Annotated in this window: 19 protein-coding genes; 7 read left to right on the top strand and 12 right to left on the bottom strand. The window is 68.4% G+C overall.

Translation table 11 applies throughout. The features are described from left to right. Positions 1-154: 154 nt before the first annotated feature. Entirely contained in the window at positions 155-1,594 is a 1,440-nt protein-coding gene (locus bpln_RS14340; RefSeq protein WP_055139124.1) for an aldehyde dehydrogenase family protein, read from the bottom strand. Between the two features lie 224 nt (positions 1,595-1,818). Between bpln_RS14340 and ppa the strand changes: the two genes are divergently transcribed. After that, complete coding sequence (gene ppa, locus bpln_RS14335; RefSeq protein WP_042625733.1) at positions 1,819-2,346, top strand: inorganic diphosphatase; 528 nt, start codon at positions 1,819-1,821, stop codon at positions 2,344-2,346. A 134-nt stretch (positions 2,347-2,480) separates the two neighbouring features. On the opposite strand, the gene bpln_RS38425 is transcribed toward ppa, so the two are convergent. Beyond that, positions 2,481-2,978: a GIY-YIG nuclease family protein gene (locus tag bpln_RS38425; protein ID WP_055139123.1), complete on the bottom strand. Its 498-nt coding sequence runs from the start codon at positions 2,976-2,978 to the stop codon at positions 2,481-2,483. A 63-nt stretch (positions 2,979-3,041) separates the two neighbouring features. Then, positions 3,042-4,235, bottom strand: a complete 1,194-nt coding sequence (locus bpln_RS14325) for a GNAT family N-acetyltransferase (RefSeq protein WP_055139122.1) — start codon at positions 4,233-4,235, stop codon at positions 3,042-3,044. 102 nt (positions 4,236-4,337) lie between these two features. Here bpln_RS14325 and bpln_RS14320 point away from each other — a divergent pair, with 102 nt between their 5' ends. Beyond that, a complete protein-coding gene (locus tag bpln_RS14320; protein ID WP_055139121.1) occupies positions 4,338-6,023 on the top strand; it encodes an NAD+ synthase in 1,686 nt (561 codons plus the stop codon). A 53-nt stretch (positions 6,024-6,076) separates the two neighbouring features. Next, positions 6,077-6,415 carry a P-II family nitrogen regulator gene (locus bpln_RS14315; protein ID WP_042625729.1) on the top strand — a complete coding sequence of 113 codons (339 nt, stop codon included), beginning with the start codon at positions 6,077-6,079 and terminating at the stop codon, positions 6,413-6,415. A 241-nt stretch (positions 6,416-6,656) separates the two neighbouring features. Here the strand turns inward: bpln_RS14315 and bpln_RS14310 are convergent, their stop codons facing one another. The 6 genes from bpln_RS14310 to bpln_RS14285 all read right to left on the bottom strand — a co-directional run bounded on the left by bpln_RS14310 (position 6,657) and on the right by bpln_RS14285 (position 12,855). Continuing rightward, positions 6,657-7,742, bottom strand: a complete 1,086-nt coding sequence (locus bpln_RS14310; RefSeq protein WP_042626724.1) for a porin — start codon at positions 7,740-7,742, stop codon at positions 6,657-6,659. Between the two features lie 769 nt (positions 7,743-8,511). Next, positions 8,512-9,291, bottom strand: coding sequence for an ABC transporter ATP-binding protein (locus bpln_RS14305; protein ID WP_042625728.1), 780 nt, complete (start codon positions 9,289-9,291; stop codon positions 8,512-8,514). 18 nt (positions 9,292-9,309) lie between these two features. Beyond that, on the bottom strand, positions 9,310-10,023 hold the full coding sequence (locus bpln_RS14300) for an ABC transporter permease (RefSeq protein ID WP_015876706.1): 714 nt from the start codon (positions 10,021-10,023) through the stop codon (positions 9,310-9,312). After that, positions 10,020-10,709, bottom strand: a complete 690-nt coding sequence (locus bpln_RS14295; RefSeq protein ID WP_042625727.1) for an ABC transporter permease — start codon at positions 10,707-10,709, stop codon at positions 10,020-10,022. Before bpln_RS14295 ends, bpln_RS14300 begins: the two co-directional genes overlap by 4 nt. Before the next feature lie 180 nt (positions 10,710-10,889). Next, positions 10,890-11,666, bottom strand: coding sequence for an ABC transporter substrate-binding protein (locus bpln_RS14290; protein ID WP_042625726.1), 777 nt, complete (start codon positions 11,664-11,666; stop codon positions 10,890-10,892). Between the two features lie 634 nt (positions 11,667-12,300). Then, positions 12,301-12,855, bottom strand: a complete 555-nt coding sequence (locus bpln_RS14285) for a periplasmic heavy metal sensor (protein WP_042625725.1) — start codon at positions 12,853-12,855, stop codon at positions 12,301-12,303. Between the two features lie 232 nt (positions 12,856-13,087). Here bpln_RS14285 and bpln_RS14280 point away from each other — a divergent pair, with 232 nt between their 5' ends. Together bpln_RS14280 and bpln_RS14275 are read left to right on the top strand one after the other, a co-directional pair. Next, on the top strand, positions 13,088-13,813 hold the full coding sequence (locus bpln_RS14280; RefSeq protein ID WP_042625724.1) for a response regulator: 726 nt from the start codon (positions 13,088-13,090) through the stop codon (positions 13,811-13,813). Continuing rightward, positions 13,797-15,110, top strand: coding sequence for an ATP-binding protein (locus bpln_RS14275; protein ID WP_055139120.1), 1,314 nt, complete (start codon positions 13,797-13,799; stop codon positions 15,108-15,110). The genes bpln_RS14280 and bpln_RS14275 overlap by 17 nt, the downstream gene beginning before the upstream one ends. 124 nt (positions 15,111-15,234) lie before the next feature. Here the strand turns inward: bpln_RS14275 and bpln_RS14270 are convergent, their stop codons facing one another. Then, a complete protein-coding gene (locus bpln_RS14270) occupies positions 15,235-15,501 on the bottom strand; it encodes a double-stranded DNA-specific endonuclease (RefSeq protein WP_042625722.1) in 267 nt (88 codons plus the stop codon). 499 nt (positions 15,502-16,000) lie between these two features. Here bpln_RS14270 and bpln_RS14265 point away from each other — a divergent pair, with 499 nt between their 5' ends. After that, positions 16,001-17,755: an ABC transporter permease gene (locus tag bpln_RS14265; RefSeq protein ID WP_042625721.1), complete on the top strand. Its 1,755-nt coding sequence runs from the start codon at positions 16,001-16,003 to the stop codon at positions 17,753-17,755. A gap of 22 nt (positions 17,756-17,777) precedes the next feature. Further along, on the top strand, positions 17,778-19,103 hold the full coding sequence (locus tag bpln_RS14260; RefSeq protein WP_055139119.1) for an ABC transporter ATP-binding protein: 1,326 nt from the start codon (positions 17,778-17,780) through the stop codon (positions 19,101-19,103). Positions 19,104-19,168: 65 nt separating this feature from the next. Here the strand turns inward: bpln_RS14260 and bpln_RS14255 are convergent, their stop codons facing one another. Together bpln_RS14255 and bpln_RS14250 are read right to left on the bottom strand one after the other, a co-directional pair. Next, a complete protein-coding gene (locus bpln_RS14255; RefSeq protein ID WP_042625719.1) occupies positions 19,169-19,666 on the bottom strand; it encodes a hypothetical protein in 498 nt (165 codons plus the stop codon). Further along, positions 19,663-20,292 (bottom strand): hypothetical protein, encoded by a 630-nt coding sequence (locus bpln_RS14250; protein ID WP_055139118.1) that lies wholly within the window; start codon positions 20,290-20,292, stop codon positions 19,663-19,665. The genes bpln_RS14255 and bpln_RS14250 overlap by 4 nt, the downstream gene beginning before the upstream one ends. Between the last annotated feature and the right edge of the window lie 23 nt (positions 20,293-20,315).

The raw sequence follows: 20,315 nt of genomic DNA, 5'->3' as shown, positions 1-20,315 counted from the left end.
CCTTGTCCGTTTCAGGTCGGGTAGTCGTTGCGCTGCCGTTGAGTTTGCCGCCGCGTTGCCGGATCGTGCCGGGCCGGCGCGTCGCGCTGGCGCCCGACGCGGGACGCGTAATCCGGAACCGGAGAAAAGGCGGCGGGCCGCCTGCCCGCGCGGGTCAGCCGTGTTTCAGCGCGACGGTCTTCAGCACCGTGAAGCCGTAGAGCGCCTCGAAGCCCTTCTCGCGGCCGTGCCCCGAGCGCCCGCTGCCGCCGAACGGCAGCTCGACGCCGCCGCCCGCGCCGTAGTTGTTGACGAACACCTGGCCGGCCCGCACGCGTCGCGCGAGCCGCATCTGGCGCGCGCCGTCGCGGGTCCAGATGCCGGCGACGAGCCCGTAGGCGGTGCCGTTGGCGAGCGCGACGGCTTCCTCCTCGTCATGGAACGGCAGCGCGGCCAGCACCGGGCCGAACACTTCCTCCTGCGCGAGCCGGTGCGGGGGCGGCACGTCGCGCAGCAGCGTCGGCGCCTGATAGAAGCCGCTCTCGGGCGCCTCGGGCACGATCTCGCCCTGCGCGGCCATCGCGATGCCGTCGTGCTGCGCGTCGGACAGGAAATCCCGGACGCGCTGCTGCTGCTTCGCGTTGATGAGCGGGCCGCAGTCGAGATCGGCGAGGCCGGGGCCGACGCGCAGCGCGCCGAACGCGGTGGCGAGCCGATCGAGCAGCGGCTCGTAGACGGCGCGCTCGATCAGCACGCGGCTGCCTGCCGAGCAGGTCTGGCCGCCGTTCTGCACGATCGCCGAGACCAGCACCGGCAGCGCGGCGTCGAGATCGGCGTCGGCGAACACGAGCTGCGGGGACTTGCCGCCCAGTTCGAGCGTGACCGGCAGGTGCCGCTCGGCGGCGGCCAGCGCGACCAGTCGGCCGGTCTCGGGCGAGCCCGTAAACGAGATGTGGTCGATGCCGGGATGGGCGGTGAGCGCTGCGCCGGCCTCGTGGCCGGTGCCGGTGACGATGTTCAGCGCGCCCGGCGGCAGGCCGGCCTCGGCCGCGAGTCGCGCGACGTGCAGCAGCGACAGGCACGCGTCCTCGGCCGGCTTCACGACGCAGGCGTTGCCGGTGGCGAGCGCCGCGCCGACGCTGCGCCCGAAGATCTGCATCGGGTAGTTCCACGGCACGATGTGGCCGGTCACGCCGTGCGGCTCGCGCAGCGTCAGCACCGTGTAGCCGGCCTGGTAGGGCAGCGTCTCGCCGTGCAGCTTGTCGGCCGCGCCGGCGTAGAACTCGAAGTAGCGCGCGAGCGCGTCGGCGTCGGCGCGCGCCTGCTTGAGCGGCTTGCCGGTGTCGCGGCATTCGAGCCGCGCGAGCGCGTCCCGCTGCTCGGCCACGCGCTGCGACAGCCGGTACAGCAGCCGGCCGCGCTCGGCGGCGCTGGTCGCGCCCCAGGCGCCCTCGAAGGCCGCGCGCGCGGCGCGTACCGCGGCGTCGATGTCGGCGGCGTTGCCGCGTGCGAGGCGCGCGAACGGCGCGCCGTCGGACGGGTCGATGACGGCGAGCGTCTCGCCGCTCGCGGGCGCGACCCATTCGCCCGCGATGAAGTGCCTTGCCTCTTCCATGCCTGCTCCCGGATCGTGGGTGTCGATGCGCGTTTCAGGTTTTGTCGGGTTCGGTACACATGCGGCGCGGAGCCCGCTCCGCACGGGCCGGTGCCCGCATGCCGGCCAAGTGTGCGCCTAACTTCGGCCGAGCGCCATCGGGTGATTGGCTATAATGGCGGCTCTTCGCGGGCCGCGCTGGTTGGCGCCCCGTGCCGTTTTCCATCGTCATGCAGAGAGTGCTCATGAGCTTCAGCAATGTTCCGGCCGGCAAGGATCTGCCGCACGATTTCAACGTCATCATCGAAATTCCGGCGCAAAGCGATCCGGTCAAGTATGAAGCGGACAAGGACCTCGGCTTGCTGGTGGTCGACCGTTTCGTCGGCACCGGCATGCGCTACCCGGTCAACTACGGCTTCATCCCGCAGACGCTGTCGGGCGACGGCGATCCGGTCGACGTGCTGGTGATCACGCCGTTCCCGCTGCTGGCCGGCTCGGTGGTGCGCTCGCGCGCGCTCGGCATGCTGCAGATGACCGACGAGTCGGGCGTCGACGCGAAGCTGGTCGCCGTGCCGCACGACAAGGTCTGCCCGATGACGGCCAACCTCAAGTCGATCGACGACGTACCCGAGTACCTGAAGGACCAGATCAAGCACTTCTTCGAGCAATACAAGGCGCTCGAGAAGGGCAAGTGGGTGAAGGTCGAGGGCTGGGCCGGCATCGACGCTGCGCACAAGGAAATCACCGAAGGCCTCGCGAACGCGAAGAAGTAAGGCTGCGCGAGGCGAGCAGCCGCCGGCAAGGCCGCGCTCGTGACGAGGTATCAGACCGCGTGTGTCCCGTTCCGGGGCCGCGCGGTTTTGTTTTTGGCGGTGCCGGCTGCGAGGCGGCGGCTACGAGGCGGCGGTTACGAGGCGGCGCAGATGCGGTGGCCGGATCGGCCGGTGGCCGGGCGCGCGGCGTTCGGCTTGCCGGCCCGGGCGCGGCGGCCCGCGATGATGGATCCCTCCGGATGCGGGTCCGGCGCGACGGCGTCGAGGCTCTCGATGGTCCAAGGCGCGCTGCCGGCATGGAACGAACGGAAGCCGGGCGGTGCATCGAGCGCATCGAGCGGCTCAGGCGCCGCCACCACACCGGCCGGCAGCACCGAATCGAGCGTGCGCAGCCCGCTCGCGAGTTCGCGCTTGCGCGCCGGCGTCAGGCGCTTGACCCAGTATTCGGCGCGCGAGGCGATCGAGCGGTCGGCCAGCGGGAACGCCGCGAGCACCGCGCGCGGCTTGCGCGAGCGCGTGTAGCGCGCGCCGGTGCCGTTCGCGTGCCGCGCGAAACGCGCGTCCACGTCGGTGGTGATGCCGGTGTAGACGCTGCCGTCGTCGCATTCGATCAGATACAGGAACCAGGACATGGCGGGGCGGCGCAAAGCGGAGCCGTCAGGGTTTCGGAAAAGCCGCGCGCGGCCGGCGCGCGTTCACTGCGCACCGTCCTTCGGCGCGCCGTCCTTGAACGGATTGTGCTCGCGCAACTCGTCCACGTAGGCGTGGATCTGCCCCGTCTCGCGCTTGAGGAAATCGCCGACCGCGTCCGAGAAGGCCGGATGCGCGAGCCAGTGCGCCGAGCGCGTGACGGTGGGCATGAAGCCGCGCGTGAGCTTGTGCTCGCCCTGCGCGCCGCCCTCGAACGCGCCGAGCTTCTCCTCGATGCAGAATTCCAGCAGCTGATAGTAGGCGGCCTCGAAATGCAGGCAGGGGACGTGTTCGAGCGCGCCCCAGTAGCGGCCGTAGAGCGTGCCGCCGCCGGCCGGATCGCGCCGGTATACGGCCAGCGCGCTCGCGATCGGCTTGCCCCCGGCCTCGGCGATCACGAGCAGCAGGTTCTCCGGCATGGTCTCGCCGATTTGCCGGAAGAAGTCGAGGTTCAGATATGGGCTCGAATAGTGTTCGCGGTAGGTCTGCCGGTAGCAGCGCGAGAAGAAGCGCCAGTCGGCGTCGGTGGCGTCCTCGCCGCGCACGCGGCGGAACGTGACGCCGGCCTCGGCCACCTTGCGCCGCTCGGCGCGGATGTTCTTGCGTTTTTTCTGCTCGAGCGTCGAGAGGAAATCGTCGAAGTGCCGGTAGCCGTCGTTGAGCCAGTGGAACTGCACGCCTTCGCGCAGCATCATGCCCATCTCGTCGAGCAGCGCGGCTTCGTCGGCGGTCGGAAACAGCACGTGCAGCGACGATACCTCGCTCTGCTCGGCCAGCGCGACCAGCGTGGCCGCCAGCTGACGGCGTGCCCGCGGGTTGTCGGCGATCAGGCGTGTGCCCTGCACCGGCGTGAACGGCACCGCGCAGAGCAGCTTCGGATAGTACGGCACGCCGTTGCGCTGGTAGGCGTCGGCCCAGGCCCAGTCGAACACGTATTCGCCATACGAGTGCTGCTTGGCGTAGAGCGGCGCGGCGGCCACCAGCGCGTCGGTGGCCGGGTCGGTTAGCGTGACGAAGTTCGGCGACCAGCCGGTCTCGCCGGTCGCGCAGCCGGTGGCGTGCAGCGCGGCGAGGAATTCGTGGCGCAGGAACGGCGTGGGATGCGCCTGCCGTTCGACGAGGGCGTTCCATTCGTCGGCGCTCGTTTCGAGCGGAGACGACAGGAGCCCCATGCGATAATCGTTGCGTTCGTGTTTCAACCGTCAGAGACCCGTTTCGTTCGGCGCGCGCGACGCGGCGCGCACCGGTGATGCGCCCGGAGGCGCCCGTCACGCGACCCGCGAGGCCGCGCAGATTCCGTCATGAAAACCCGTATCGCTCTCGCCCAACTCAACGTCACCGTCGGCGATTTCGCCGGTAACGTCACCCGCATCGTCGAGGCCGCGCGTGCCGCGCACAACGATGGTGCGCAGCTGCTCGTCGCGCCGGAGCTCGCGTTGTCGGGCTATCCGCCCGAGGACCTGCTGCTGCGCCCGGCGTTCTACAGCGAGGCGGCCGAGGCGCTGGCGACGCTGGCCGAGCGCCTGAAGCCGTTCGAGGGGCTCGCGGTGCTGGTCGGCCATCCGCTGCGCACGCCCAGCGCCGATGGTAATGCAAACCGCCCGATCGGGCGCGGCGCGACGCCGGTGGACACCTACAACGCGGCGTCGCTGATCGTCGGCGGCGCGATCGCGGCCACCTACCGCAAGCAGGACCTGCCGAACACCGAGGTGTTCGACGAGAAGCGCTACTTCGCGACCGATCCGCAGCCGTGCGTGTTCGAGCTGAACGGCACGCGCTTCGGCGTGATCATCTGCGAGGACGCCTGGCATGCCTCGGCCGCCCAGCTCGCGAAGGCGGCCGGCGCCGAGGTGCTGCTGGTGCCGAACGGCTCGCCGTATCACATGAACAAGGACGCGGTGCGCGTCGGGATCGTGCGTGCGCGAATCCGCGAGACGGGCCTGCCGGTGGTCTACGTGAACCTGGTGGGCGGCCAGGACGAACTCGTGTTCGACGGCGGCTCGTTCGTGCTCGACGGCGCGGGCGAACTGGTCGCGCGCATGCCGCAGTTCGAGGCGGGCCACGCAATCGTCGAGTTCGACGGCGCGCGCCCGCTGCCGGCCGCGATCGCGGCGCCGCTGTCGGTCGAGGCGCAGGTCTACCGCGCGCTGGTGCTCGGCGTGCGCGACTACATCGACAAGAACGGGTTTCCCGGCGCGCTGATCGGCCTGTCGGGCGGCGTCGATTCGGCGCTGGTGCTGGCGGTGGCCTGCGACGCGCTCGGCCCCGAGCGTGTGCGCGCCGTGATGATGCCGTCGCGCTACACGGCCGACATCTCCACCACCGACGCGGCCGAGATGGCGCGCCGGGTGGGCGTGCGCTACGACGAGATCGCGATCGCGCCGATGTTCGACGCGTTCCGCGGCGCGCTCGCCGACGAGTTCGCGGGCCGTGACGAGGACGCCACCGAGGAGAACATCCAGGCGCGGATTCGCGGCACGCTGCTGATGGCGCTGTCGAACAAGTTCGGCTCGATCGTGCTGACCACCGGCAACAAGAGCGAGATGGCGGTGGGCTACTGCACGCTCTACGGCGACATGGCGGGCGGCTTCGCCGTGATCAAGGACATCGCGAAGACGCTGGTCTACCGGCTCTGCCATTACCGCAACGCGGCCGGCGAGTTCGGCGCGACCGACGTGATCCCGGAGCGGATCCTCACGCGCGCGCCGTCGGCCGAACTGCGCGAGAACCAGACCGACCAGGACAGCCTGCCGCCCTACGACGCGCTCGACGCGATCATGCGCATGTACATGGAAGAGGACCAGCCGCTCGCGGCGATCGTCGCGGCGGGCTACGACGAAGCCGACGTGACGCGCGTCACGCGGCTCATCAAGATCAACGAATACAAGCGGCGCCAGGCGCCGATCGGGATCCGCGTCACGCATCGCGCGTTCGGCCGCGACTGGCGCTACCCGATCACGTCGCGCTTCACCGAGCGTATCGACTGACGGGGCGCCGCGCGTAGAATCCGTTCCAGTCATCCCTTTACCGGAGCATCATCATGAAACGCATTACCGCCATCATCAAACCGTTCAAGCTCGACGAAGTCCGCGAGGCGCTCGCCGAGGTCGGCCTGACCGGCCTCACCGTGACGGAAGTGAAGGGCTTCGGCCGCCAGAAGGGCCACACCGAACTCTATCGCGGCGCCGAATACGTCGTCGATTTCCTGCCGAAAATGAAGATCGAGGTGGTGGTCGCGGCCGCCCAGGTCGACCAGGTGATCGACGCCGTGATCGGCGCCGCGCGTACCGGCAAGATCGGCGACGGCAAGATCTTCGTGTCCGATGTCGAGCGCGTGATCCGGATCCGCACCGGCGAGGAGAACGAAGCGGCGGTCTGAGCCCGCGCGGCGGCGTGGTGTCCGCCGTTCATGCAGGACGGGCGGGGCGCGGCCTGCCGCGTCCGGTGCGGCCCGGTTCTCCGGGCCGTTTTCATTTGAAGCGGCTCGGCTTCGGGTGGTTCGATTCGCGCCGCCAATAAAAAACGGTGCGATACCCGTTGGGATATCGCACCGATACGCGCCTCTCGCAGCAGCGTGAAACTTTCAGTTCTAGGTCTGGGTTCCGGTTCGTCGCGGACGATCAGAACAGATGCTGGATGCCGGCGTAGACGCCCGTTTGCGAGCCGCCGGCCTTCGGGTTGCCCGAAGCGACCGAGGTGCCCGCGCCGTTCGCGTTCAGGCTGAAGTTCGCGGTCTTGCTGTTGCGAACCGTGGCTGCCTGCAGGTCGAGCAGCGTGCGCTTGGACAGGTTGTACGAGCCGCCGATCGTGTAGATCGTCGCGTTGCCGCCGCCGTTGTTCGCGTTCACGTGGTAGACCGCCGCGATCAGTGCCGCCGCCGGCGTTGCCTGCCAGGTCACGCCGCCCCACACCTGCTGCGTCGTCGTGATGCCGTTGTTGACGGCCGGGCCGCCGCTGTCGGCGTGCGAGCTTTGGTACGACACTTGCAGCTTGAACTGGCCGAGGAACACGTTCGCGCCGGCGAAGTATTCGCGCGAGAAGTTGAACACGTCGTCGAACTTGCCGGTCGCGCCGTCACGCGTTTCGTCGAATAGGCCGCGAACCTGGAACAGCGAGTTCGTGTAGGTCAGTTGCAGACCGTCGCTGCGGCCTTGGCTGCCCGCGGCGCCGGTGCCGCCGTTGTAGGTCGTCTGGTTCGACAGCGAGTACTGGCCGTACGCGTCGAAGCCGTAGAACGACGGCGACTGGTACGAAATGTTGTTGCTGGTCTTGTTCCAGTTGCGGCCGCGCACGAGCGAGGCGGTCGACCAGTTCGACTGGCCGAACGGATCGAAGTCCCACACGCCGTTGGCGATCGCGAGTTCGCGACCGAGCAGCAGCGTACCGTAGGCGTCGTTCGAGATCCCGACCGTCGCGAAACGATCCCAGATCGTGCCGGTCGAGCCGAGGCTGCCGTTCATCGTGTTGAAGGCGCCCTCGAGGTGGAACAGGACCTTGTAGCCGCCGCCGATGTCCTCGGTGCCCTTGATGCCCCACAGGCTCGTGCCCCAGTCACCGCTTTCCGCGCGGATGCTGTGACCGTTCTGCAGGCCGTTCATGTACTCGAGCCCGGCGTCCAGGCGGCCGTACAGCGTCACGCTGCTTTGTGCCTGCGCTGCCACTCCGGCAGTCATCAGTGCTGCCGCCAGCAATGCTTTCTTCATCATCTCCTCCATACCCTGTCAAAAAGTCAACCCACCAACTGCGCAAGATGCCGGACGCTGAATGCGTCCGGTCAACATGGGATAACCAGGGAGACCGCGTGCGGCTGCCGGATAGGCGGACGCGATACATGCGGACTGAACCGTTTTGCAGGCCGTTTTGCCGGGCAGGCAAGCCGGGGTCTCCTGTTGTCATGAAGTCAAACTACATTTCATGACTTTCGTTTTGCTACTTTGGTTACTAATTTAGCAAAAATACACTTTGATGGCGACGAAAATCGTTGTTTGACTAGCTGGTGTCTCCAAATTGCCATAAGGACAGGGCTCGATCGTTGCTACGGCTGGCTGCGACCGCAGGGAATGCCTTGTCCGACAAGGCATCCACGACTTACGACAAAGTGGGTCAAGGATTGCCACTATTGACGCAGTCGCGTGAGGCGCGTACCGAAAAATCGGTGAAATCGTTAGTTTTCCGTAAAGAAATGAGGGGCTGCCGCTCTAAACAAAAAGAAATGTTTACTTCGTTTTGCTAAACGGCTGGCGGCGATGCCGGACGTGGGCGCGAGGGGTTCGCAAACGCGTGGTGAGATCGCAACGACGCGGCGATGCGTGACGATGCGGGGAAACCCGACAACGGTCGCTGCCGATATCGATGAAGCGTGCGAGGGTGATGCGGGAGAGGGTGGCGGAAGACGGCGGAAGACGGCGGAAACGCGGGGGAGGCAGGCACTGGAGCACCGTGCCGGCAGCGGGCCGGCACGGCGTTGGCCCTGGCTTATTTGAGGCTGCCCGAGAGGAACTGCTTCAGGCGTTCGCTGCGCGTGTTGCCGAATACTTCGGCGGGCGCGCCTTCTTCCTCGACGCGGCCCTGGTGCAGGAACATGACGTGGTTCGAGACGTTGCGCGCGAAGCCCATCTCGTGCGTGACCACGATCATGGTGCGGCCTTCCTCGGCCAGCTTCTGCATCACCTTCAGCACTTCGCCCACCAGCTCCGGGTCGAGCGCCGAGGTCGGCTCGTCGAACAGCATCACGTCCGGGTGCATCGCCAGCGCGCGCGCGATCGCCACGCGCTGCTGCTGGCCGCCCGACAGATGCGACGGGTATTGCTTCTCGACGCGCGGCGGCAGGCCGACCTTCTCCAGGTACTCGCGCGCGCGTTCCTCGGCCTCGCGCTTCGACAGGCCGAGCACGTGGACCGGTGCCTCGACCACGTTCTCGATCACGTTCATGTGCGACCAGAGATTGAAGTGCTGGAACACCATCGCGAGCTTGGTGCGCACGCGCTGCAACTGCTTCGTGTCGGCCGCCTTCAGCGCGCCGGTCTTGTCCTTCGCGGTGCGCACTTCCTCGCCGTCCACGAAGATGCGGCCGGCGTTCGGCTGCTCAAGGAAGTTGATGCAGCGCAGCATCGTGCTCTTGCCCGAGCCGGACGAGCCGATCACGCTGATCACGTCGCCGGCGTGCGCCTTCAGCGACACGCCCTTCAGGACTTCGTTGCTGCCGTACTGCTTGTGGAGATCGTCGACGAAAAGCTTGTGCATCTTGGAATTCATCAGGAGTCCTCGCGCCGTTTATTTGCCTTGCGGGCGCAGGTAGGCGAGCCAGCGCCGCTCGGCCTGGCGGAACAGCCACACGAGCGTGAACGAGATCGCGAGATAGAGGAGCGCGGCGATGCCGAACGCGTGGAACGACATGTAGGTGGCCGAGTTGACGTCGCGCGCGATCTTCAGGATGTCGGGCACGGTGGCCGTGAACGCCACCGTGGTGGCGTGCAGCATCAGGATCACCTCGTTGCTGTAGAGCGGCAGCGCGCGGCGCAGCGCCGACGGCAGGATCACGCGGCGGTAGAGCGTGAAGGTGGACATTCCGTAGGCGCGCGCGGCCTCGATCTCGCCATAGGCGGTCGCCTTGATCGCGCCGGCGAAGATCTCGGTGGTGTAGGCGCAGGTGTTGAGCGTGAACGCGAGCAGCGTGCAGTGCATGCCGTCGCGGAAGAACTCGTTCAAGAGCGGCGTGCCGCGCACCGCCTGCAGGCTGTAGAGGCCCGTGTAGCAGAGCAGCAGTTGCACGTAGAGCGGCGTGCCGCGGAACACGTAGGTATAGAGCCACACCGCGCCGGCCAGCCACTTGCGCTTCGACACGCGCGCGCAGGCGAGCGGCACCGACAGGCAGAAGCCGAGGCCGATCGACACCACCAGCAGCCACAGCGTGATCGCCACGCCGGTGATGTGATAGCCGTCGGTGTAGAGGTAGTTGCGCCAGTATTCCTGAATCAGTTCGATCATAGGTCAGCCTTGCGGACGCCCGTGGAGTAGCGCTTTTCCAGCCACATCAGCACGAAGTTCGAGATCGTCGTGATCGCGAGGTAGATGGCCCCCGCGAGCAGCGTGAAGAAGAAGAAACGCAGCGTGCCCTTGCCGGCGTCCTGCGAGGCCTTGACCACGTCGGCCAGGCCGATGATCGAGACCAGCGCGGTGGATTTGACGAGCACCTGCCAGTTGTTGCCGATGCCCGGCAGCGCGAAGCGCATCATCTGCGGGAACATCACGCGCGTGAATACCTGCCAGTTCGACATGCCGTAGGCGGCGCCGGCCTCGAGCTGGCCGCGCGGCACCGACAGGAACGCGCCGCGGAACGTCTCGGTGAAGTAGGCGCCGTAGATGAAGCCGAGCACCAGCACGCCGGCCGCGAACGGGTCGATGTCGATCTGATCCCAGTTCATCAGGTCGGTGAACTGGTTGAGCCAGATCTGCAGGCTATAGAACAGCAGCAGCATCAGCACCAGGTCGGGCACGCCGCGGATCAGCGTGGTGTAGAGCGTGCCGATGCCGCTCGAGATCCGGTTGCGCGAGAGTTTGGCGGCCGCGCCGACGAGGCCGAGCACGAACGCGAAGACGAGCGACAGCACGGCGAGCTTGATGGTCTGCCAGGTGCCGGAAAGTATCAGCGGGCCGTAGCCTTGAAGAAACATATGAAGTCCTTGACGGCGCAACGCGCGCGCCGAGAAAGACGCGTGCCGCGGGTCGGGCGGCACGCCCCGTGCATGTGGGTCGGGCCGTCCGGTGATTCCGCCGGGCGGCTGGCGACTTCCTCGTGCCGGGCTCGCCGCCGCGCGCGGTGACGCGCGGCGGCAGGCCCGGCCGAAACGTGGTTACTTCGCCGAATACACGCTGAACGAGAAGTACTTATGCGACAACCTGTCGTAAGTCCCGTCCTTGTGCATCGCGGCGAGGGCGGCGTTGATCTTCGCCTTCAGATCCGTGTCCTCCTTGCGCACGCCGATCGCGGTGCCGTCGCCGATCGTCTTCGGATCCGTCACTGCCGGGCCGGCCCATGCGAAACCCTTGCCGCGCGGCGTGCGCAGGAATCCGTAGTCGGCCTGCAATTCGTCCTGCAGCGCGGCGTCGAGCCGACCGGTCCCGAGATCGGCGTAGACCTGATCCTGGTTCTGGTACGGCACGATCGTCACGCCGTGGGGTTCCCAATACGTCTTCGCGTAGGTTTCCTGCGTCGAACCCTGCTCGACGCCGACGCGCCTGCCCTTGAGCGAGGCGAGCGTGGGCAGCAGCGGCGAGCCGGCCGGCGCGATCATCCGCGCCGGCGCGTCGTACAGCTTGTCCGAGAAGTCGATCTGCTCGCGGCGCTTGTCGGTGACGGTCAGCGACGACACGATCACGTCGAACTTGCGCGCCTTCAGTGCCGGGATGATCCCGTCGAGATCCTGCGCGACCCAGGTGCAGCGCACGGCGATGCGCGTGCAGATTTCTTTCGTCAGGTCGACGTCGAAGCCGACGATATCGCCGTTCTTCGCGACCGATTCGAACGGCGGGTAACTGGCGTCGACGCCGATCCGGACCGTCTTCCACTCCTTCGCGACGGCGCCGCTCGCCGCCACGGCGAGCGCTGCGCACAGGGCGAGCTTCTTCATCTGATTCCTCTTGCGACTGCCGCGCGCCGGCCTTCGCCCGCATCGCGCCGGCCGTATTCTAGTCAGTCAAAATTCGGTGTCGGCAGCTTCGGCGATCGGGCGGGCGGGGGCCGGCCGGCCAAAAGGGCGGTATTTTACCCGAGCCGGCGGCGCGCAAGGTCGAATCTCGATTCGGGGTCTGCGCTAACCGGTGCCGGGCGCGGGTGGAGCGGCATGCCGCGTGGCGCGGGCCGGCGCCGCGGATCGTAACGCGGGGCGCGGGCGGGTGGAGCGGCGGGATTGTCAACAATGATGGCGGCGGGCGGCGGGCGGCGGGCGGCGGGCGGCGGGCGGCGAGGCGCGGTGCCGCCGCGGACGGGGCGTCATGGACGAACGAGGGCGGGCGGACGCGGCGCCATTGTCGGCGGAAGGCCACGGGCCGGGCCGGCGCCGAGCGATCCCAAGGCAGGCAACGCGCCGCCCCGGGGGATGCGGTTGCGGCAGAGGATGCTGCCGTCGCCGCCCAAGCCGGCCGCTTGCTGCGCGCAGCAGGGTCGTGGCGGATTCACCACGCCGCCGGCACCGCGCGGCGCGAAAACGAAACCGGCCGGCGCCGCTGCCGCGGGCCGGCCGGTGCGCCGAGGCGCGGCGGCGCTTATTGCGAGGCCGCCGGCGCCTGTGCCGCGTGGCGCTGCTGCCAGTGCGCCTTCATCTGCTCGTGGCGCGCCTTCATGTTCGCGAACTGCTGCTTGAGCGCGGCGCTCACGGTCGTCTTCTGCTGGTCGTTCAAGCCGTCGTAGAACGCGAGCCAGGCGCGCTCGGTCTGCTCGCGAAGCAGCGTGTTCTGCTGTTCCGCCTGCTGGCGCGCGCTGTGCAGCGCGTCGAGGTCGAGGATCGGCTGGTTCTGCGCGGCCTGGAACTGCGAGCGCGCCTGCTCGAAGCTCTGGCGCATCGCCTGGTGATTCTGCTTCGAGGTGGCTTCGGCGGCCTGGTACTGCTGTTCCTGCTGCGCGTTCAGCCTCAGCTGGTCGTGCAGGCGCTTGAACACGGCGTAGGGGCCGCCGTGGTGGTGCCAGTGGTGGTCCGGGCCGCCATGCGCGCCGGCAGGCGGCGTGGGGGCGCTGGCGGTCTGGGCCCGGGCGGCGGCGCCGAACGAGAGGGCCAGTACGGCGGCGGCTGCGATAGCCATGCGAGACGTCTTCTTATACATTGCGGTGACTCCTGATCGAATGGGTGAGTCGACGTGGCGGTGCGGTATTCGAAGCTGCCGGCGCCGTCCGCATCGGTAAGACGCAGCCTAGCCAAGCGCCCCGAGGTCCGTGTTACCTCGACGCTGTCCCCGGTTACCGCGCATTACATCCGGCTTGCGCGGTAATTCCCAGTAACCCATTCCTCCGGATGTTTCAGCCGGCCCCGCCAACCCGCACGGTAAACTTCACGCCATGACTACCCAGATCCTCATCGTCGACGACGACCAAGAACTGCGCGACCTGTTGCGCGACTATCTCGTGCGCCAGGGCATGGAAGTGTCGGTGCTGCACGACGCCGCCTCGCTCGAGAAGCGCCTCGAGCGCGAACGCCCCGACCTGATCGTGCTCGACCTGATGATGCCGGGCGTCGACGGCCTGACCGCGCTGCGCCAGCTGCGCGCGGCCGGCGACGATATCCCGGTGATCATGCTGACCGCGCGCGCCGACGACGTCGACCGCATCGTCGGCCTCGAACTCGGCGCCGACGACTACCTCGGCAAGCCGTTCAACCCGCGCGAGCTGCTCGCCCGCGCCCAGGCGGTGCTGCGCCGGCGCCGCGCGACGCCGTCGGCCGCCGCGCCCGAGCAGCGCGAGCCTTATGCGTTCGGCCGCTTCGTGCTCGATTTCCAGGCCCGCACGCTGTCGGTGGACGGCCGGCCCGCCACGCTGTCGAGCAGCGAATTCGCGCTGCTGAAGATCTTCGTCAACAACGCGCTGCGCACGCTCACGCGCGAGCGCCTGCTCGAACTGCTGCACGGCCCCGAATACGACGGCACCGACCGCGGCATCGACGTGCAGGTCTGGCGCCTGCGGCGGATCCTGGAAAGCGATCCGTCCACGCCGCGCTTCATCCAGACGGTGCGTGGCCGCGGCTACGTGTTCGTGCCCAACGGCGAGGCCCATGCGCAGACCCATTGATTCGCTGTTTGGCCGGCTCGCGCTGCTGGTGGTGGGCGTGCTGCTGCTGTCGCACTTCGCGTGGTACTTGGCGATCCGGCTCGACCGCAACGAATCGCAGATGCGCTACGCGGTGGAGGAGGCCGCGTTCCTGGTCGACGCCGTGCGCCAGCACGAGCAGCGCACGCCGGACCAGCCGCTGCCCTCGCGCGTGCGGATCGTGCCGCCCGACAGCGCCGACGTGCCGCGCGAAGACCCTGACATGCCGCCGCCGCCGAAGCGTTTCCTCGAGGATCTGCGCGATCGGATGCCGCCCGGCACCGAAGTGCGCTTCGGCCAGCCGGGCAAGCCGCCCGTGCTGTGGGTGAAGGAGCCGAACGACCGCGACTGGATCGTGGTGCCGGCGCAGCCGCTGCGCCCGCGCCGCTCGCGCGACCGCATGCTGCTCTGGCTCGGGACGATCTTCTCGGCCGCGGTGATGGCGGCGCTGTTCGCCGCGTGGCAGCTGCAGCAGCCGCTGCGTTCGCTCGCGCGCGCGGTGGGCCGCTTCGGCCGCGGCATGACGGTGCCGCCGGTGCGCGAGGCCGGCCCGCGCGAGCTGCGCCAGCTCACGCGCGGCTTCAACCAGATGGTCGAGCAGGTCTCGCGCGCCGAGAACGATCGCGCCGTGATGCTGGCCGGCGTCGCGCACGACCTGCGCACGCCGCTCGCGCGGATGCGGCTGCGCGCCGAGATGATGGACGACATGCGGCTGCGCGACGGCGTGGTCCGCGACGTCGATTCCATGTCGCACATCGTCGACCAGTTTCTCGTGTTCGCGCATGGCGGCGCCGATCGCAGCGAGGTGGTGGAGGTCGATCAGGCCTGCGAGCGGATCGCGCGCACCTATCGCGCGGTCGCGCCGAACGCGCCGCCGGTGGAGATCGCGCTTGCGGCCGGCAGCGGGTTCCGGCTGCCCGCCGCGACGCTCGACCGGATCCTCTCCAACCTGCTCGACAACGCGCACGCCTACGGGGCGCCGCCGGTGCGGATCGACACCGAGCGGACCGGCGAGGGCTACCTGCTGAGCGTCAGCGACCATGGCAAGGGCATCGCGCAGCGCGACCTGGCCGACGCGACGCGGCCGTTCGTGCGGCTCGATCCGGCGCGCGGCGGCAACGGCCACAGCGGGCTCGGGCTCGCGATCGTCGAGCGGCTCGTGCAGCGCGTCGGCGGGGCGTGCCGGATCGGCAATCAGGAGCAGGGGGGATTGCGGGTCGCGATGGTGTTCCCGTTCGACGTGGTGCCGAAACCCGGACGCGAATCCGTGGGAGCTTGAGCCGGCCGGCTCGGGGCGGGAGCGGCGTGTCCCGTTGCGCGGCGGTGCGGTCCGGTGTCCGCCGGTGCCAGCGGGTGCCAGCGTGGTTGCACGGCGCGGCAGCGCGCCGTGCCGGCTTGTCGAATTACTCGCCGAACAGCGACCCGAGCGTTTCCGCCGCGTGGCTGTCGATTGTGTTGTAGGTGACGCTCGTTGTCTCGAAGATGTACAGCGTCGTGTACTTGCCGAGCCGCTCGAGAATCTCGTCCTGCAGCGATTCCGGCACGATGTTCATGTTCAGATACCACGCGGTAGACGACAGCCGCGCCTGGAACGCACCGTACTCCTGCATCAGCGTGTAGAACGCGTCCGCGTCCTGATCCCGGCACACGATAACCAGATTTCCTGCCATTCAGCCCTCCTGCATGTAGACGTTCGTTCTTGCGAAGCAAACCCGATCATACCTGCTTCGCTGCGGCTGTTTGCCCGCGTTTCGCGGGACACGCGCGCCGCCGCTGTTGCATCCGCGCCCGGGCGGGTTTCGCCGCGTGCCGGATCGCGGCATAATTCGCCCTTGCACGGCCGCGCTCATGTTGCAGCCCGCTTGCGAGTTCTTTCAAAATCCCCGCGATCCACCCGTTTTTGGGTCGATTTCTCCACGATTCGCGGTGGATATCAGCACGTTGCGCACCGGAAGCTTGTGCCTGAAACAGGGGTTGTAGTAGTGTCGTGCCGTCGTCGCGTCGGGCGGGTTCACCGACGACGGGGAGGTGGGGCGGACGGGGCAGCGGTGGCCTCGATTCGCGATTGCCAGTCATAACGAAACGCCGCGCTTCGCGCCTTACCATGAGTCGTGTGTGCATGATGCCCTTAATCTTTGACTCGAACGGCCGTACCGGGGAGGGCGCCTGATGGACTTTGGTTTCAATCCGAACCGGATCGCGAACGCCTCGGCGTGGCGCGTGCTGCCGAACCGCTGGGACTTCATCGCCTTTCCGCTGATCCTCTGCGTGATCGCGATGGCGGCGGTGGGCTTCCACGAGACGATGGCGCCGATCGCCACGCTCTCCACCCAGAAGATCTCGCTCGATCCCGCGAACCTGCCCGAATATGCGCTGCGCACCACGCTGCGCATGCTGGCCGCGATGGTCGCCTCGCTCGTATTCACGCTCGTTTACGGCACGCTGGCGGCCAAGAGCCGCCGCGCGGGCATGGTGCTGGTGCCGATCCTCGACATCCTGCAGTCGGTGCCGGTGCTCGGCTACATCTCGTTTACGGTCACGTTCTTCCTCGCCCTGATCCCGAGCCGCGTGGCGGGCGCCGAGCTGGCCGCGATCTTCGCGATCTTCACGAGCCAGGCCTGGAACATGACGTTCAGCTTCTACCAGTCGCTGCGCACGGTGCCGCGCGACCTGGACGAGGTCTCGCGCGGCTTCCACCTCACGTCCTGGCAGCGCTTCTGGAAGCTCGAGGTGCCGTTCTCGATGCCGGGCCTGGTCTGGAACATGATGATGTCGATGTCGGGCGGCTGGTTCTTCGTGGTGGCCTCCGAGGCGATCACGGTCGGCAACCACACCATCACGCTGCCCGGCATCGGTTCGTACCTGGCGCAGGCCATCACCGAGCAGAACCTGCATGCGATCGGCTGGGTGATCCTGACCATGACGGTGGTGATCCTCGCCTACGACCAGCTGCTGTTCCGCCCGCTGGTGGCCTGGGCCGACAAGTTCCGCATGGAGAACACCAGCTCGGGCGACGCGCCCGAATCCTGGCTGCTCGACCTGGTGCGCCGCACGCGCCTGATCCACCAGCTGCTGGTGCCGGCCGGCTGGCTGTTCGCGAAGATGGCTCGGCTGCCGTTCCGGCTGCCGAGCTTCGACGCCGCGCGCTTCGCGCTGCCGCGCGTCGAGAAGCGGGCCTCGCGCGCGGCCGACATCGGCTGGGCGATCCTGGTGCTGCTCGGCACCGCCTACGTGGTCTGGCGCGTGGTGGCGTTCGTCGGCACCGGCGTGACGCTCGACGAGGTCGGCCACGTGTTCCTGCTCGGCCTCGCCACGCTGCTGCGCGTGGTGCTGCTGATCGCGATCGCCTCGGTGATCTGGGTGCCGATCGGCGTCTGGATCGGCCTGCGTCCCGCGATCGCCGAGAAGGCCCAGCCGATCGCGCAGTTCCTCGCGGCGTTCCCGGCCAACCTGCTGTTCCCGGTGTTCGTGATCGTGATCGCGCGCTACAAGCTGAACCCGGACATCTGGCTGTCGCCGCTGATCGTGCTCGGCACGCAGTGGTACATCCTGTTCAACGTGATCGCGGGCGCGACGTCCTACCCGAACGACTACCGCGAGGCCGCCACCAACTTCCGCATCCGCGGCTGGCAATGGTGGCGCCAGGCGATCCTGCCCGGCATCATGCCGTACTACATCACGGGCGCGATCACCGCCTCGGGCGGCGCGTGGAACGCGAGCATCGTCTCGGAGTTCGTCCAGTGGGGCGACACGAGGTTCGAGGCGCACGGGCTCGGCGCCTATATCGCGCAGATGACGGCGGCCGGCGACTACCCGAAGATCATCATGGGGATCACCGTCATGTCGCTGTTCGTGACGCTGTTCAACCGCCTGTTGTGGCGCCCGCTGTACGCCTACGCCGAAGCCAAGCTGCGGCTCGACTAAGACTCATTGAGAGCGAAACGCGATGCAAAACCAGAATGCTGGCCCGACGCCGGCGCCGCTGCGCCTGGGTGACGTGATCCTGAACGTCGAGGACGTCAGCCGTGGCTTCAACAAGACCCAGGGCGAGCTGCTCGTGCTGGACGGCGTGAACCTGTCGCTGCGCGAGGGCGAGATCGTCGGCCTGCTCGGCCGTTCGGGCTCGGGCAAGTCGACGCTGCTACGCATCATCGCCGGGCTGATCGAACCGACGGGCGGTGACGTCACCTACCTCGGCAAGCCGCTGAACGGCCCGGCCGAGGGCGTCGCGATGGTGTTCCAGACCTTCGCGCTGTTCCCGTGGCTGACCGTGCTGCAGAACGTCGAGGCCGGCCTCGAGGCGCTCGGCGTGGCCGCGCGCGAGCGGCGCGAACGCGCGCTCGCGGCGATCGACCTGATCGGCCTGGACGGCTTCGAGAACGCCTATCCGCGCGAGCTGTCGGGCGGCATGCGCCAGCGCGTCGGCTTTGCGCGCGCGCTGGTGGTCGATCCGACCATCCTGCTGATGGACGAGCCGTTCTCGGCGCTCGACGTGCTGACCGCCGAAACGCTGCGTACCGACCTGCTCGACCTGTGGACGCAGGGCCGCATGCCGATCAAGTCGGTGCTGATCGTCACGCACAACATCGAGGAAGCGGTGTTCATGTGCGACCGGATCCTCGTGCTGTCGTCGAACCCGGGCCGCGTGATCGCCGAGATCAAGGTGCCGTTCAAGCATCCGCGCAACCGTCTGGACCCGGCGTTCCGCCGCCTCGTCGACGACATCTACGCGAAGATGACGGCGCGCCAGACGGGCGAGGCGACCAAGAAGGGGCTGGAACTCGGCAGCTGGCTGCCGCAGGTGTCGACCAACCTGATGGCCGGCCTGATCGAGACGCTGGCCGCGGCGCCGTACCATGGCCGCGCCGACATGCCGGAAATCGCGCGCTCGCTGCATCTGGAAGTGGACGATCTGTTCCCGATCGCCGAAGTGCTGCAGTATCTCGGCTTCGCCGACGTGCGCGAGGGCGACGTGTTCCTGACGCCGCCGGCGCGCGTGTTCGCCGAGTTCGGCACGCAGGAGCGCAAGCTGATGTTCGCCGATCATTTGCTGCGGCACGTGCCGCTCGCGGCGCGGATCAAGAAGGTGCTCAACGAGCGGCCCGGCCATCGCGCGCCGCGCGTGCGCTTCGAGCAGGAACTCGAGGATTTCCTGTCAGACAGCGCGGCCGAGGAAACGCTCGACTCGGTGATCGACTGGGGACGTTACGGCGAGATCTTCTCGTACAACGACCAGACCGAGATCTTCAGCCTCGAGGACGTCGAGTCCTGATCGACGGTGGGGCGGCGGCGCGCGACGGCGTGCGCCTGTCCGCCTCCTGCCTGCCTCATTCCGCCTTACTGCAAACTCCCCCAGCGCGCCACGGCCGGCTCGGCCGAGGCCCAGCTCCATCGACCTTGCGGCGCCTGACACGCGCTCGCGATGAACCAGTCGGCCTTCTCGCCGTCCTTCACCGAGAACGCGAACTCCTTGCACAGCGCGAGCGGCGTCGAGAACGCGCGCGTCACGCGCACCTCGCCTTCGCCGTTGTCGACCGGCAGCCGGTTCTTCACTTTCCACGCCGCCGTCTCGCCCACCGCCAGGTCACCCGCGGTGGCCGCGATTACGTCCTGCTGATGGGCCTGGAAATGCTTCATGGTGCGGTTGACCGCTTCGTCGGTGGCCGCCTGTACGGCGATGCCCACGCCGATGCCGACCGCCGGGTTGGCCGTGACGAGCCCGGTCGCCGCGCCGGCCAGCGCGCCGCTCGCCGCGCCCACCGAGCCGCAGCCGGGCAGCGTGGCGACCGCCGCCGCGAGCATGCAGGCGGCGGCCGCGCAGCGCCACGCGCTCATTGCAGTGCTCCCCAGCGTGCCGTGGCCGGTTCGGCCGAGGCCCATTTCCACTTCGGCCCGTCGCGGCAGATGGTGGCGACGTAGAACGACGAACCCAACTGCGCGGGCGGCGTGGCGGGCGCCGCCGTTGCCCCCGGCGCGGACGCCGCCGTTGCCCCCGAGGCCGCGCCGGCCGCCGCCGCGTGTTTCGCGTCGCTGTCCACCGAGAACACGATCTCCTTGCAGTCGAGCGGCCCGACGCTGATCAGGCGGCTGACCGTCACGCGGCCGAACTCGTCGTCCTCGATCGGCACCGTGTGGTGCGTGGCCCAGCGCGCGACGCCGCCCACCTCGAGCGGACCGGCCGCGTCGGCGATCTGGCCTTGCGAATAGGTGTGCGCGACGCGCTGCGTGTACTGCACGCCGGCGCGCGCCGCGGCCACCGCGCCGAGGCCGATGCCGGTGGCCACCGCCGCGTTGTTGGTGACCTTCGCGGCCACCGCCGCGCCGGCGATACCGGCGCCGGCAGTCGCGCCTTCGCCGTAGAGGGAGTTGCAGCCGGAGAGCAGCAGCGACAGCGCGGCGCCGGCGAGCGCGAGGCTCGCGACGCGGGGCCGCCGCCGGGGCGAAGCGGTGCGTGAGTTCATGCTGGATGCGGTCCTGTCGGGAA

It is taken from the genome of Burkholderia plantarii, assembly GCF_001411805.1.
Classification (GTDB): Bacteria; Pseudomonadota; Gammaproteobacteria; order Burkholderiales; family Burkholderiaceae; genus Burkholderia; species Burkholderia plantarii.
Note: the sequence above shows the minus strand (reverse complement) of the source record. Positions and strands in the feature narration are given on the sequence as shown.

What these genes read in the sequence shown, in the direction of transcription:
- bpln_RS14265 (WP_042625721.1), top strand. Translation starts at nt 16,001, where the DNA reads ATGGACTTTGGTTTCAATCCGAACCGGATCGCGAACGCCTCGGCGTGG.
- bpln_RS14280 (WP_042625724.1), top strand. Translation starts at nt 13,088, where the DNA reads ATGACTACCCAGATCCTCATCGTCGACGACGACCAAGAACTGCGCGAC.
- bpln_RS38425 (WP_055139123.1), bottom strand. Translation starts at nt 2,978, where the DNA reads ATGTCCTGGTTCCTGTATCTGATCGAATGCGACGACGGCAGCGTCTAC.
- bpln_RS14305 (WP_042625728.1), bottom strand. Translation starts at nt 9,291, where the DNA reads ATGAATTCCAAGATGCACAAGCTTTTCGTCGACGATCTCCACAAGCAG.
- bpln_RS14310 (WP_042626724.1), bottom strand. Translation starts at nt 7,742, where the DNA reads ATGATGAAGAAAGCATTGCTGGCGGCAGCACTGATGACTGCCGGAGTG.
- bpln_RS14255 (WP_042625719.1), bottom strand. Translation starts at nt 19,666, where the DNA reads ATGAGCGCGTGGCGCTGCGCGGCCGCCGCCTGCATGCTCGCGGCGGCG.
- bpln_RS14250 (WP_055139118.1), bottom strand. Translation starts at nt 20,292, where the DNA reads ATGAACTCACGCACCGCTTCGCCCCGGCGGCGGCCCCGCGTCGCGAGC.
- bpln_RS14320 (WP_055139121.1), top strand. Translation starts at nt 4,338, where the DNA reads ATGAAAACCCGTATCGCTCTCGCCCAACTCAACGTCACCGTCGGCGAT.
- bpln_RS14315 (WP_042625729.1), top strand. Translation starts at nt 6,077, where the DNA reads ATGAAACGCATTACCGCCATCATCAAACCGTTCAAGCTCGACGAAGTC.
- bpln_RS14295 (WP_042625727.1), bottom strand. Translation starts at nt 10,709, where the DNA reads ATGTTTCTTCAAGGCTACGGCCCGCTGATACTTTCCGGCACCTGGCAG.
- bpln_RS14290 (WP_042625726.1), bottom strand. Translation starts at nt 11,666, where the DNA reads ATGAAGAAGCTCGCCCTGTGCGCAGCGCTCGCCGTGGCGGCGAGCGGC.
- bpln_RS14340 (WP_055139124.1), bottom strand. Translation starts at nt 1,594, where the DNA reads ATGGAAGAGGCAAGGCACTTCATCGCGGGCGAATGGGTCGCGCCCGCG.
- ppa (WP_042625733.1), top strand. Translation starts at nt 1,819, where the DNA reads ATGAGCTTCAGCAATGTTCCGGCCGGCAAGGATCTGCCGCACGATTTC.
- bpln_RS14270 (WP_042625722.1), bottom strand. Translation starts at nt 15,501, where the DNA reads ATGGCAGGAAATCTGGTTATCGTGTGCCGGGATCAGGACGCGGACGCG.
- bpln_RS14285 (WP_042625725.1), bottom strand. Translation starts at nt 12,855, where the DNA reads ATGTATAAGAAGACGTCTCGCATGGCTATCGCAGCCGCCGCCGTACTG.
- bpln_RS14275 (WP_055139120.1), top strand. Translation starts at nt 13,797, where the DNA reads ATGCGCAGACCCATTGATTCGCTGTTTGGCCGGCTCGCGCTGCTGGTG.
- bpln_RS14260 (WP_055139119.1), top strand. Translation starts at nt 17,778, where the DNA reads ATGCAAAACCAGAATGCTGGCCCGACGCCGGCGCCGCTGCGCCTGGGT.
- bpln_RS14300 (WP_015876706.1), bottom strand. Translation starts at nt 10,023, where the DNA reads ATGATCGAACTGATTCAGGAATACTGGCGCAACTACCTCTACACCGAC.